This is a genomic window from Microvirga vignae (assembly GCF_001017175.1).
Taxonomy (GTDB): Bacteria; Pseudomonadota; Alphaproteobacteria; order Rhizobiales; family Beijerinckiaceae; genus Microvirga; species Microvirga vignae.
Window position 1 is genome coordinate 92,930 of sequence record NZ_LCYG01000042.1, and the last position, 12,231, is coordinate 105,160.

At 63.6% G+C, this 12,231-nt stretch carries 12 protein-coding genes; 2 read left to right on the forward strand and 10 right to left on the reverse strand.

Annotation, left to right across the window (positions count from 1 at the left end; all coding sequences use genetic code 11):
- Positions 1–183: 183 nt before the first annotated feature.
- The 7 genes from AA309_RS16430 to AA309_RS16460 all read right to left on the reverse strand — a co-directional run bounded on the left by AA309_RS16430 (position 184) and on the right by AA309_RS16460 (position 6,529).
- On the reverse strand, positions 184–696 hold the full coding sequence (locus AA309_RS16430) for a 2'-5' RNA ligase family protein (RefSeq protein ID WP_052954773.1): 513 nt from the start codon (positions 694–696) through the stop codon (positions 184–186).
- A gap of 37 nt (positions 697–733) precedes the next feature.
- On the reverse strand, positions 734–1,135 hold the full coding sequence (locus AA309_RS16435; RefSeq protein ID WP_047190097.1) for a F0F1 ATP synthase subunit epsilon: 402 nt from the start codon (positions 1,133–1,135) through the stop codon (positions 734–736).
- Between the two features lie 116 nt (positions 1,136–1,251).
- Positions 1,252–2,706: a F0F1 ATP synthase subunit beta gene (gene atpD / locus AA309_RS16440; protein ID WP_047190098.1), complete on the reverse strand. Its 1,455-nt coding sequence runs from the start codon at positions 2,704–2,706 to the stop codon at positions 1,252–1,254.
- Positions 2,707–2,727: 21 nt separating this feature from the next.
- Positions 2,728–3,600 (reverse strand): F0F1 ATP synthase subunit gamma, encoded by an 873-nt coding sequence (locus tag AA309_RS16445; protein WP_047190099.1) that lies wholly within the window; start codon positions 3,598–3,600, stop codon positions 2,728–2,730.
- Positions 3,601–3,654: 54 nt separating this feature from the next.
- Positions 3,655–5,184, reverse strand: a complete 1,530-nt coding sequence (gene atpA / locus AA309_RS16450; protein WP_047190100.1) for a F0F1 ATP synthase subunit alpha — start codon at positions 5,182–5,184, stop codon at positions 3,655–3,657.
- Positions 5,184–5,756 (reverse strand): F0F1 ATP synthase subunit delta, encoded by a 573-nt coding sequence (locus AA309_RS16455; RefSeq protein ID WP_047190101.1) that lies wholly within the window; start codon positions 5,754–5,756, stop codon positions 5,184–5,186. Before AA309_RS16455 ends, atpA begins: the two co-directional genes overlap by 1 nt.
- A gap of 212 nt (positions 5,757–5,968) precedes the next feature.
- Positions 5,969–6,529, reverse strand: a complete 561-nt coding sequence (locus AA309_RS16460) for a histidine phosphatase family protein (protein ID WP_150117607.1) — start codon at positions 6,527–6,529, stop codon at positions 5,969–5,971.
- A 170-nt stretch (positions 6,530–6,699) separates the two neighbouring features.
- On the opposite strand from AA309_RS16460, the gene AA309_RS16465 reads away from it, so the two are divergent.
- A complete protein-coding gene (locus AA309_RS16465) occupies positions 6,700–6,918 on the forward strand; it encodes a hypothetical protein (RefSeq protein ID WP_047190103.1) in 219 nt (72 codons plus the stop codon).
- Here AA309_RS16465 and AA309_RS16470 read toward each other — a convergent pair.
- Positions 6,887–9,049, reverse strand: a complete 2,163-nt coding sequence (locus tag AA309_RS16470; protein ID WP_047190104.1) for a primosomal protein N' — start codon at positions 9,047–9,049, stop codon at positions 6,887–6,889. The genes AA309_RS16465 and AA309_RS16470 overlap by 32 nt on opposite strands.
- 72 nt (positions 9,050–9,121) lie before the next feature.
- Between AA309_RS16470 and AA309_RS16475 the strand changes: the two genes are divergently transcribed.
- A complete protein-coding gene (locus AA309_RS16475) occupies positions 9,122–10,102 on the forward strand; it encodes a tyrosine recombinase XerC (RefSeq protein ID WP_047190252.1) in 981 nt (326 codons plus the stop codon).
- Between the two features lie 84 nt (positions 10,103–10,186).
- On the opposite strand, the gene AA309_RS16480 is transcribed toward AA309_RS16475, so the two are convergent.
- On the reverse strand, positions 10,187–10,813 hold the full coding sequence (locus AA309_RS16480; RefSeq protein ID WP_047190105.1) for a thymidine kinase: 627 nt from the start codon (positions 10,811–10,813) through the stop codon (positions 10,187–10,189).
- Positions 10,814–10,822: 9 nt separating this feature from the next.
- Entirely contained in the window at positions 10,823–12,223 is a 1,401-nt protein-coding gene (gene lpdA, locus AA309_RS16485; RefSeq protein ID WP_047190106.1) for a dihydrolipoyl dehydrogenase, read from the reverse strand.
- Positions 12,224–12,231: the final 8 nt, after the last annotated feature.

The window sequence follows — 12,231 nt, forward strand, 5'->3', positions numbered from 1 at the left end:
TCCGCGTCGGCGATTCGAAGAGCCACGCCGGTGAAAAGTCGACCCGGTTTTCGTATCCTACGATGCGCTACTCACAGACAACGAGCACCGGATCGATCCCGAAAGTGCAAACCCACTTTGGGGTCCGATGCTCCAAGACGTGAATGGCCGGGGCAAGCCCGGCCATTACGAAGTGTGGAGAATTTATCCGTGTGTAAACGAGAAGCGACACACATTCTCCCATGGTCCACCACGGTACCACCAGAGATCCAAGCCGATTCCTTGGGCCCGGAACGGCACAAAGGTCTCTGACAACTCTGTCAGCAGTGCTCTCGCTTTCTGCGGGTCGACCTTGTTCTGCACCGTCACATGCGGCTGGTGCTTCTGCCGGTCCTGGGGTGTCAGCCAGTGAGCCCATTCTGATGCGAGGCTGCGGCGCAGATCCGCCAGTTCTGGAGACTGCAGAGTGTAGGCGACGCCACGTCCGAGAGAGCGCAGGGTCGTGACATCGAGTTGGAAGCGGGGTTGAACAGAGCACTTCTGCTCAATGGCTTCCTGGATGGTCTTGATCTGATCACCCGGCAGATGATGAAACAACGTCAAATGCGCGTGAATTAAGTTCCGCTCCGGCGCAAAGTAGCGCCGCCTCTTGGCATCGAAGAACGCGAACGAACCCTCGTCCAGGGCAAGCGTCAGGATAAGAGGGGACTTCGTCATGAAAAGAAAAACCCGGCTCGGGGCCGGGTGTTTCAGATCAGTAGTTCAGCGCCGCCTTGGCTTCGCGCAACTGCGCGATGGCCGATTCCGCCGCATGCTTGGCGGCCGGATCATTGGTGGCATCATAGTGCATCTCGGCCGTCAGGATCTCATGGTCGAGAATCTCCTGAGTCAGCTCCTCCTCAGGAAGAGCACGCTCGGCAAGAACCGTGAGGCCGTTCTGGTTGGCATCGGCGAAGCCGCCACGCACCAGAACCCGGCGGCCGTTGCCGGGGTTGCTCGTGATGACGAGGAAGCCAGTCTTGAGGGTCGTCATCACCGGCGAGTGACCGGCGAGAACCGTCATGTCGCCTTCGCTCGCAGGCAGGACGACCGCATCGACAGCGCCTGAGAACAGCACGCGCTCGGGAGAGACGAGTTCGAAAGTGAAGGTGGCCATCTGAGCTTCTCGTCATCCGTCCGCACGAGAGGAGCGGTCCGGGATCGTTGGAGACAGGCTTTTACAAAACAGTCCCGGAGCGTGCGGGCACGCTCCGGGACGATGCCGATTTCAGTTTAAGCAGCTTCGGCTGCGAGGCGCTGGGCCTTCTCGACGGCTTCCTCGATGGTGCCGACCATGTAGAAGGCCGCCTCGGGGAGGTGATCGTAGTCGCCGTTCACGAGACCCTTGAAGCCCTTGATGGTGTCTTCAAGCGCGACGAGCTTGCCGGGCGAACCGGTGAACACTTCTGCCACGTGGAACGGCTGGCTGAGGAAGCGCTCGATCTTGCGGGCGCGGGCAACGGTGAGCTTGTCCTCTTCGGAGAGCTCGTCCATGCCCAGGATCGCGATGATGTCCTGGAGCGCCTTGTAGCGCTGCAGCACCTGCTGGACCTGACGGGCGACATTGTAGTGCTCCTCGCCGACGATGGCGGCGGACAGCATGCGCGAGGTCGAGTCGAGCGGGTCCACGGCCGGGTAGATGCCCTTCTCGGCGATCGAACGCGACAGCACGGTCGTGGCGTCGAGGTGGGCGAACGAGGTGGCCGGAGCCGGGTCGGTCAGGTCGTCGGCGGGCACGTAGATGGCCTGCACCGAGGTGATCGAGCCCTTGGTGGTGGTGGTGATGCGCTCCTGCAGCGTGCCCATGTCGGTGGCGAGCGTCGGCTGATAGCCCACCGCCGAAGGAATACGGCCAAGAAGCGCCGACACTTCGGAGCCCGCCTGGGTGAAGCGGAAGATGTTGTCCACGAAGAACAGCACGTCCTGACCCTGGTCGCGGAAGTGCTCGGCGACGGTCAGACCCGTCAGAGCGACGCGGGCGCGGGCGCCCGGGGGCTCGTTCATCTGGCCGTACACGAGAGCGCACTTCGAACCGGCGGCCGAGCCGTTGTTCTCAGCAGGATTCACGTTCACCTTGGACTCGATCATCTCGTGATAGAGGTCGTTGCCCTCGCGGGTGCGCTCGCCGACGCCGGCGAACACGGAGTAGCCGCCGTGCGCCTTCGCGACGTTGTTGATGAGCTCCATGATGAGCACGGTCTTGCCGACGCCTGCGCCGCCGAAGAGGCCGATCTTACCGCCCTTGGCGTAGGGAGCGAGCAGGTCGACGACCTTGATGCCCGTGACGAGGATCTGAGCCTCGGTGGATTGCTCGGCGTAAGAAGGAGCCGGCTGGTGGATGGCGCGAGCGGCCTCACCGGCGATGGGGCCGGCTTCGTCCACGGGCTCGCCGATCACGTTCATGATGCGGCCGAGCGTGCCAGCACCGACCGGCACGGAGATCGGAGCGCCGGTATCGAGGACTTCCTGGCCGCGCACCAGACCCTCGGAGGTATCCATGGCGATGCAGCGCACGGTGCTCTCGCCGAGTTGCTGAGCCACTTCGAGCACCAAGCGGTTGCCCTGGTTCTGGGTCTCGAGGGCGTTGAGGATCTCGGGCAGGTGGCCTTCGAACTGCACGTCGACGACGGCGCCGATGACCTGCGTGATGTGACCGACCTTCTTGCCGGCAGTAGCGGTGTTAGCCATGTGAGGCTCCTCTCGGATTCGTCAGAGCGCCTCGGCGCCCGAAATGATTTCGATCAGTTCCTTGGTGATCATCGCCTGACGCGACCGGTTGTAGGTCATCGTCTGCTTCTTGATCATCTCGCCCGCGTTGCGGGTCGCATTGTCCATGGCGCTCATGCGAGCACCCTGTTCGGAAGCTGCGTTCTCCAAAAGTGCGCGGAAGATCTGCACGGTGAGATTCCGCGGCAGAAGCGTCGCCAGGATCTCGCCTTCCTCAGGCTCGTACTCGTAGACCGCATCCGACGACGCGCCAGAGGTCTCGATCTGAGCCGGAATGATCTGCTGCGCTGTCGGGATCTGCGCGATCACCGAGCGGAAGCGCGAGTAGAACAGGGTCGCCACATCGAACTCGCCGGCTTCGAAGCGCGAAAGCACTTTCTGAGCGATCATGTCGCCCTGTTCGAAGCCGATCTGGCGCACGGAGCGCAGATCGATGAACTCGATGATCTGCTCGGCGAACTGGCGACGAAGGATATCGTAGCCCTTCTTGCCCACGCAGATGATCTTGACCGTCTTGCCGTCGGCGAGAAGCCGGTTGGCATGGTCGCGAGCGAGACGTGCGATCGAGGAGTTGAACGCGCCGCACAGGCCACGCTCGGCCGTGCAGACGATCAGAAGATGAACCTGATTGGCGCCGGTGCCGGCGAGCAGACGCGGCGTATCGGGTCCGACAGTGATGCCGGACGCGAGGTTGCCGAGCACCGTGGCCATGCGCTGCGCGTAAGGACGCGCGGCTTCCGCCGCGGTCTGCGCGCGGCGCAGCTTCGCGGCGGCCACCATCTGCATGGCCTTGGTGATCTTCTGCGTCGCCTTGACCGAGGCGATGCGGTTACGAAGGTCTTTCAAGCTCGGCATCGAGCGGCCCTACCCTCTCCGGAGTTCCGGCTGGATCTTACGAGAACGCAAGTCTTACGAGAAAGACTTGGCGAAGTTCTGGACGACGTCCTTGAGCTTCGCTTCGGAGTCGCTCGACAGATCCCTGGAAGCGCGGATCGATTCCAGGATGTCGGCGTGCTTGCCGCGCAGGGTGGCGAGCAGACCATCCTCGAAAGCGCGCACGCGGTTGAGCGGCAGGTTGTCGAGGTAGCCGTTCACGCCGGCATAGATCACGGCGACCTGCTCTTCCATCTTCAGCGGCGAGAACTGCGGCTGCTTCAGGAGCTCGGTCAGGCGCGAACCGCGGTTCAGCAAACGCTGCGTAGTGGCGTCGAGGTCGGAGCCGAACTGAGCGAAGGCCGCCATTTCGCGGTACTGCGCCAACTCACCCTTGATCTTGCCCGCGACCTTCTTCATCGCCTTCGTCTGGGCCGAGGAGCCCACGCGCGACACGGAGAGGCCGACGTTCACCGCCGGGCGGATGCCCTGATAGAACAGATCCGTCTCAAGGAAGATCTGGCCGTCGGTGATGGAGATCACGTTGGTCGGGATATAGGCCGACACGTCGTTCGCCTGCGTCTCGATGACCGGCAGAGCGGTGAGCGAGCCAGCGCCGTTGTCGTCGTTGAGCTTCGCAGCGCGCTCCAGGAGACGGGAGTGCAGGTAGAACACGTCGCCAGGATATGCCTCGCGGCCCGGAGGACGGCGGAGCAGGAGCGACATCTGACGGTAGGCGACAGCCTGCTTGGACAGGTCGTCATACACGATCACGGCGTGCATGCCGTTGTCACGGAAGAACTCGCCCATGGCGCAGCCAGCGAACGGAGCCAGGAACTGCATCGGGGCCGGATCGGAAGCGGTCGCGGCGACGACGATGGAGTATTCCAGAGCGCCGTTGTCCTCGAGAGCCTTCACGAACTGAGCGACCGTGGAGCGCTTCTGACCGACGGCGACGTACACGCAGTACAGCTTCTGCGATTCGTCGTTGCCCTGGTTCAGCGGCTTCTGGTTCAGGATCGTGTCGAGCGCGATCGCGGTCTTGCCGGTTTGACGGTCGCCGATGATCAGCTCGCGCTGGCCACGGCCGACCGGGATGAGAGCGTCGATAGCCTTCAGGCCCGTCGCCATCGGCTCGTGCACCGACTTACGCGGAATGATGCCCGGAGCCTTCACGTCGACACGGCGACGCTCGGTCGACTGGATCGGACCCTTGCCGTCGATCGGATTGCCGAGAGCGTCGACGACGCGGCCCAGCAGGCCCTTGCCGACCGGCACGTCCACGATGGCGCCCGTGCGCTTCACGGTCTGGCCTTCAGCGATCTCACGGTCGGAACCGAAGATCACGACGCCGACGTTGTCGGTTTCGAGGTTGAGGGCCATGCCGCGCACGCCGCTCTCGAATTCGACCATCTCACCGGCCTGAACCTTGTCGAGGCCGTAGCAACGGGCAATACCGTCACCGACGGACAGGACCTGACCGACTTCGGTGACTTCAGCTTCGGTACCGAAGTTCTTGATCTGCTCTTTGAGGATCGCGGAGATCTCAGCGGCTCGAATGTCCATCAGCGGACCTCTTTCATCGCTAGACGAATGGAATTGAGTTTGGTGCGCACCGAGGCATCCACCATGCGGGAGCCCATCTTTACGACGAGACCACCGATGAGGCTCGGGTCGATTTTGACGTCGACAGCAACGTCAGCCTTGGCGACGTCGCGCAGCGCCGCCTTGATTTCGTTCAGAACGGTGTCCGACGGAGCTTCCGCCAGAATCACCTGGGCCCGGACAATGCCCTTCGCGTTGGCCACAAGGTCTTGATACGCGCGGATCATGTCGGGAAGGGCGAAGAGCCGGCGTTTGGATGCCACCAAGCGGATAAAGTTGCCCGTCAGGCCCGTGATGCCAGCCTTGGAAAGGAGGGCATCGGTCGCACGGGACTGCTCTTCGGCCGTGAAGATGGGGTTACGGATCAGGCGTTGCAGATCTTCGCTGCCCCGGATCAGTTGTTCGAAGCGGCCGAGGTCGCCGGCGACGGCGTCCACGGCATTGGCCTCCCGAGCGAGCTCGAACAGCGCCGAAGCGTAGCGCAACGCTACGCCCGACAGGAGGGGTCCTTCATGCGAACCGCTTTGCGCCACGTAATCGTCTCTCTCAAGTTACGGGTTTCGAACCGGCAAGCTCATTGTAAGTGAGCTTTCGGGAAACCCGTCAGGTCGGTGGAAGTGAGCCTTGGATGCGACCGTCTCCGCCTCCAGGCGGGGGTGCACTAGCATGGGTTTTCCTGGGGCGCAAGGCGAGCTAGGCCAGGAAGGGCCCGAAAAAGTCGGTGATGTCGCTCCAGGGTCAGGGATCACAGTTCCAGGACGGCGACCTCGCAATTGCCAAGGGATTGGCCCGTCAGCCTGCCGAAGAAAGTGCCGTGGCCGACGACGGCAATCAGCCGCTCGGGCCGCCGGGCGAGCCAGTGCCGGAACTCCATCACCCGTCCCTCGAAGATGTGACTGGGCTCATAGACGAATCCGCGCGGGTCCGGCTCTCCCTCATTGTGCCACCAGACCTCGTCGAGATGATCAAAGGCGAGATGCGGAAAGTCCTGCACGAGAAGGGACGGCGCCCGGCCCACATCGCAGCTGCTCTCCAGGTGCTCCCGGTGGAGGCACTCGATGTGGATCGGCGGCTTGGCCGGGTGGTTGCCAAAGAGCCCCAGGGTGGTCTGAATCGCTCGGGTCAGCGGCGAGGTGACGACCAGCTCGTAAGCATATTGCCGCAGATCGGGGGCCCGCTCCGCCACCTGCCTGCGGCCAAGCTCGGTGAGGGGGGCATCGAAATGCAGCGGGTCCTCCCCGGTCTCGGCGAAATGAGCATTGAAGGTCGATTGGCCGTGGCGGATGCAGTGAACGATCTTGGGCATGGGGCTCTCGGACATAGGTCTTCTTGCGCCTGCTATCGACCACAAAAACACATTTCCGTCGACCCAATTGAGGTAGTCCGCCACACCTGTGCTTTTGCGCACTTGAGAAGCCGGAGCCGGGCTCCACCCTAACGCATGGTTAACACGAGGCATCGCCTGAGGACGCTCCCATGCGCTTGTTCGCCACCATTACCCTGCTCGCTCTGGGGCTGTTCTGGAGCTACCCGTTCTTCGCTCCGGAGATCGAAAAGGCTGTGCGCAACAATGTCACGCCGGCGCCGCGTGGCGGGGAACCCGTTCTCGTGCTCGCGCCTGCGGATTTCCGGGTGCAGCCAAGGGAAACCGTCGCGGCCCGGCTTACAGGAAGCTCTGAGGATCCACGTCAATAGAGACGCGGGTATTGCCTTTCACCTTCGGACAGCGGGCGAGCCAAGAGCGCAAATAGCCCTGCAGATCGACCTCTCGCTCCGTCTTCACCAGCAACCGATAGCGATAGCGGCCCCGGATGAGGGCGAGCGGCGCCTCGGCGGGGCCGAGCACCATGACCCCGGGTGGCGGCTCCGTCACCATGGCCATGGCCCGGGCATGGGCCTCGGCGACCTCGCGCTCCTCCGCCGAGATGATAAGAGAGGCAAGCCGCCCAAAGGGCGGAAGCCCCGCCATTTCGCGAACGCGCGTCTCCTCCTCGTAGAATCGCTCAGCATCGCCCGAGACCAGGGCTGCGATCACCGGGTGCTCCGGCTGCCAAGTCTGGACGAGCGCTCGCCCCGGCTTTTCGCCGCGCCCGGCGCGACCCGTGACCTGCTGGAGCATCTGGAAGGTGCGCTCCGCCGCGCGGGGGTCGCCGGAGGTCAGGCCGATATCGGCATCGAGCACACCCACCAGCGTCATGAGCGGGAAATTGTGCCCCTTGGCCACGAGCTGCGTTCCGATGACGATATCGACCTCGCCGGCCGCAATCGCCGCGAGTTCCGTGCGCAGCCGCTCGGTGCCGCCGGGAAAGTCGCTGGAGAGCACGATGGAGCGCTTGTCCGGAAAGAGCTCCGCCACTTCCTCCGCGATTCGCTCCACACCCGGACCGCAGGGCACCAGCGAATCGATGCTGCCGCATTCCACGCAGGCTTGAGGCGTGCGCTCCACATGCCCGCAATGGTGACAGACGAGGGAGCGCCGGAAACGGTGCTCCACGAGCCAGGCCGAGCAGTTGGGGCATTCGTAGCGATGCGCACAGGCACGGCAGAGAGTGAGGGGCGCATAGCCGCGCCGGTTGAGGAAGAGCAGCGCCTGCTCGCCGCGACCGACCGTCTCCTCGACCGAGGCGACGAGGGTGGGCGAAAGCCAACGACCTTTTGGAATCTGCTCCCGTCGCAGATCGATGGCGCGAATCTGCGGCATGGAGCGCCCGCCGAAACGCTCTGGCAGCTTCACGTAGCGATAGCGCCCCCGCTCCACATTCACGCGGCTCTCGATGGAGGGCGTGGCAGAGGCGAGCACCACCATGGCATTCTCAATCTTGCCCCGCACCACCGCCATGTCGCGGGCGTGGTAGTGCACGCCGTCATCCTGCTTGTAGGCGGTCTCGTGCTCCTCATCGACCACAATGAGCGATAAATTGGCGTAAGGCAGGAACAGCGCCGAGCGCGCGCCCGCCACCACCTTCACCTCGCCTGAGGCAATCGCAGCGTAAAGCCGCTCGCGCTTGCGGCCCGTGACGCCTGAATGCCAGGTGGCGGGCTTCACGCCGAAACGCGCCGCGAATCGGTCGAGGAACTGCGCGGTGAGCGCGATTTCCGGCATGAGGATCAGCGCCTGCTTGCCCTGCCGCACGGCCTCGGCCACCGCCTCGAAATAGACTTCCGTTTTGCCTGAGCCCGTCACGCCTTCGAGGAGGATCACAGGCGGATGCGCCTCATGCATCGCAGCGGCGATCTCGCCAGCGGCGTCACGTTGACCGTCAGAAAGCGTGGTGTCACCGAAAGCGGGATTGGGGAGGCCCGCCACCGGCTCCTGCAGCAGGGATAGGGTTTCGAGCACACCTTCGTCGATCAGCCCATCGACGACACTTGCGCTGACGCCGGCCGCATGGGCGATCTCGCTCTTCAGGCGCACGACGCCATCCTGCGCGGCTTGGATCACCTTCTGCCGTGCGGGCGTCATGCGCTTTGGCAAGTTCGCCGTGAGCCTGACGCCGATACGCACGATTTCCGAACGATCCGGATCTGGAAACTTCAGGCTCATAGCGAGGGCAGAGCCCTTGGGGGCGAGCGTGTACCAGGACACCCAGTCGATGAACTTGCGCATTTTGGGCGATAGGTTCGGGCCTTCGAGGGTGCCCGTAATCTTCTTGAAATTGCCACCCTGCCCTTCGCGCAAGCCCCAGACGACGCCCGCCACCTCGCGGGTGGCCAACGGCACCTGCACCACGTCGCCCTCCTCGAGCGCGAGGCCATCCGGTACGGCATAGGAATAGGCCGTGTCCAGCGCCAGCGGGATGAGGACATCGGCGATGCGGCTTGTCATTCGAAAGGAGTTAACCTGTGGCTGTTACTTTTGTCTGCCCTTGCATATAGCGGCGCCATGTCAAAGAACGAAATGTCAAACAGCGACGCACAGAAGGCCCTCGATCTCGCCCTGCCCGGCGCAGAGGATACCCGCCGGGAGGTGATGGCGTGGCTCAACGGTCTTGCGAAAGAGCGCAGGCTCTCGCCGAAGACCGTTGAGGCCTATGCCCGCGATATCCGGCAGTTCCTGGCCTTCCTCACCGAACATCTCGGCGAGAAGCCCACTGTCAAAGGCGTGCTGGGCTTGAAGCCTCTCGATATCCGCTCGTTTCTGGCCTCGCGCCGCATGAATGCGGTGGGAAGCCGCTCGCTCATGCGCCAGCTCGCGGCTTTGCGCTCCTTCGCGCGCCATCTCGAACGGGAGGGCCATGGCACGGCCTCGGCTTTTGCAGCGATTCGCACGCCGAAGGTGGACAAGAACCTGCCGCGCCCCCTCTCTGCCTCCTCCGCCGTTGCGGTGACGGACAAGGAAACGCGAGCGTCGGACGATCGCAAACCGTGGATCCTGGCGCGCGATGCCGCCGTGCTCTCGCTTCTTTACGGCGCAGGTCTGCGTATTTCCGAAGCGCTTGGTCTCCACCGCCGCGATGCGCCGGTGAACGGCATCGATTCGATCACGGTGACAGGCAAGGGCGGCAAGGTGCGCAGCGTTCCCGTGATTCCACCGATCCAGCGGGCGGTGGAGGAGTATCTGCACCTCTGTCCCTATGCGATTCCTCCGGAAGGCCCGCTTTTCGTCGGCGCGCGCGGCGGGCCGCTCTCGCCGCGCATCATTCAGCTGGCAGTCGAAGAGCTGCGCGGCGCTCTGGGTCTGCCCGATAGCGCGACACCTCACGCTCTGCGCCACTCCTTCGCCACGCATCTGCTTGCCAAAGGCGGCGACCTGCGTGGTATCCAGGAACTCCTGGGCCATGCATCGCTCTCGACGACGCAGCTCTACACGAAGGTGGATGCGGCACGATTGATGGATGCGTTCAACGCGGCGCATCCAAGGGCAAGGGTAAAGCAGTAAGCGTCGTCACCGGCCTTGTGTCGGTAGTCCATGCCCTCGTCATCCCCGGGACAAGCTCAGGGATGGCGAGGAGATAGTGCAACTCTACTCGGCCGCCGCGACAGCCTCGGCCAGAAGCTGGCGTGCAGCAGGGCCGATATCGCCCTTCGTCCAGTGCGGGCGGCAGACGGAGACGTAGCGGCTCTCGCCACCCACTTCGATCACGGGGCCTGAACGCACGGCCTCGCCGTTGGGGTCGAACTTCAGGATCATCGTGGCCTTGCGGCCGCAATGGCAGAGCTGCTTGATTTCCTGGAAATCGTCAGCGAGCGCCATCATGGCCTGGATCGCCTCGCTGAACAGCGTACCGTACACGTTGTTCTTCAAGCCATAGGCCATGACGGGAATGCCCAGTTCATCGACGATCCAGGCGAGCTGGCGAACCTGCTCCGCCGTCATGAACTGAACCTCGTCGATGAGGACCGCGGTCACCTTCTTCCTGGCGTGCTCCGCGGCCACGATGGCGCCGATCGCCTCGTCCTTCCTCAGGACCGTCGCATCGGCTTCGATGCCGATGCGCGATCTCACCTTGCCGACGCCGAAGCGGTCGTCGATGGGACTCGTGAACAGCAGCACGTGGCCGCCGTTCTCGATGTAGTTGTGACGAACCTGCAGGAGATGCGTGGTCTTGCCTGCGTTCATCACCGAGTAGAGGAAGTGAAGTTTTGCCATGAATCCATATTACATATGGATGGCGCGCTTCTCCACTGCGAGTGCGGCTTCCTTCACAGCTTCCGCAAGGGTTGGATGCGCGTGGCAGGTGCGGGCCATGTCCTCAGACGATGCACCGAACTCCATGGCGATGGCCGCCTCGTGAATGAGGTTGCCGGCCTCGGGGCCGATGATGTGCACGCCGAGCACCTTGTCGGTGGCGGCATCCGCGAGGATTTTCACGAAACCGTCCGTGGTGCGGTTCACCTTCGCGCGGCCGTTCGCCGTGAAGGGGAACTTGCCGGCGTTGTAGGCGATGCCCGCACCTTTGAGTTCCTCTTCGGTCTTTCCGACCGAAGCGACCTCGGGGAACGTATAGACGACGCTCGGGATCACGTCGTAGTTCACGTGGCCCGCTTTGCCGGCGAGGATCTCGGCGACGGCAACGCCCTCGTCCTCGGCCTTGTGCGCGAGCATCGGGCCTGCGATCACGTCGCCGATGGCATAGATGCCGGTGACATTCGTGGCGAAATGCGCGTCGGTCAGAACACGGCCGCGATTGTCCTTCTGTACGCCCACATGCTCCAGCCCCAGGCCTTCCGTGTAGGGCACCCGGCCGATGGCCACGAGCACGACGTCGGCCTCGAGGGTCTCGGCAGCGCCGCCCGCGGCAGGCTCGAAGGTGAGCGTCGCGCTTTTACTGGTCGTCTGAACGCCGGTGACCTTCGCGCCGAGCTTGAACTGGAAGCCCTGCTTGGAAAGGATGCGCTGGAAGTTCTTGGCGATCTCGCCGTCCATGCCGGGCAGGATGCGGTCGAGATATTCGACGACAGTGACTTCAGCACCGAGGCGACGCCACACGGAGCCGAGCTCGAGGCCGATCACGCCCGCGCCGATGACCACGAGGCGCTTCGGCACGCTCTCGAGTTCGAGCGCGCCGGTGGAGGAGACCACCGCCTTCTCGTCGATCTCGATGCCGGGCAGACGTGTCACGTCCGAGCCGGTGGCGATGAGGATGTTCTTCGTCTGCAGCAGCTGGTTGGAGCCGTCTTCGGCGGTCACTTCCACCTGACCGACGGCGGCGATGCGGCCGGTGCCGATGAAGGCGTCGATCTTGTTCTTCTTCAGCAGGAACTCGACGCCCTTGGTATTGCCGTCGACACCCTCCTGCTTGAAGGCCTGCATCTTCTTCAGATCGAGTTTGGGCGCGCTGACGCCGATGCCGAGACCCTCGAAGTGATCACGTGCATCCTCGAACATGTGCGAGGCATGGAGCAGCGCTTTCGAGGGAATGCAGCCCACGTTGAGGCAGGTGCCGCCATGGGTCTTGCGCTTTTCGACGACGGCGGTCTTGAGGCCGAGCTGCGCGGCGCGGATGGCAGCCACATAGCCGCCGGGGCCGGTGCCGATGACAATGAGATCGTAGGACATTGAGTTCT